We start from the raw sequence: 603 nt of genomic DNA on the forward strand, positions 1-603 counted from the left end.
CGTTAGCAACAAGCTGAATCACTCAGATGGAAATAAAAGCTGAATTTACTATTGAACCTTGTGAAAAGGAAAATATAAAGAAAATCGTCGACGGAATTAACGAATACAATTTGAGTAAAGTTCCTGCACTTGCCGACATTTGGACTCGCTTAGAGTTTGTCGCTAAAAATGAAAACGGAACTGAAATTGGCGGAATATTAGCTGGACTTGGATATTGGAATGGTCTCGAAATTAAAATTCTGTGGGTAAAAGAGGAATACCGAAAAAAAGGAATTGGAACTAAAATTTTAAAACACACTGAAAAAATAGCTATTGAGAAAGGAGCAGAAATTTCAATGCTTGATACATTTGATTTTCAGGCAGAAGAATTTTACTTGAAAAATGGATATAAACCAATTGGAGAAATAAAAGGTTTTCCCAAAGGACATAGACGAATATATTTCTCGAAGCAGTTAACGAAATAAAAAAAGCCAGTTGCTAACAATGTATAACCGCAATTACGGCGGATTCGACTACGTCCGAATCCACTCGGAATTGCTAACGTCAGTGCTAAACCGAAAATTAACGCATATTAACCCGTAACTGCGGTTATACGAACCGTTA

Annotated in this window: 1 protein-coding gene; it reads left to right on the forward strand. The window is 35.7% G+C overall.

From position 1 onward, the window contains the following. The first annotated feature begins 26 nt into the window (after positions 1–26). Entirely contained in the window at positions 27–464 is a 438-nt protein-coding gene (locus FK220_RS19985) for a GNAT family N-acetyltransferase (protein ID WP_152576129.1), read from the forward strand. Positions 465–603 lie beyond the last annotated feature (139 nt).

Source organism: Pelagihabitans pacificus (genome assembly GCF_009371985.2).
Classification (GTDB): domain Bacteria; phylum Bacteroidota; class Bacteroidia; order Flavobacteriales; family Flavobacteriaceae; genus Pelagihabitans; species Pelagihabitans pacificus.

What these genes read in the sequence shown, in the direction of transcription:
- FK220_RS19985 (WP_152576129.1), top strand. Translation starts at nt 27, where the DNA reads ATGGAAATAAAAGCTGAATTTACTATTGAACCTTGTGAAAAGGAAAAT.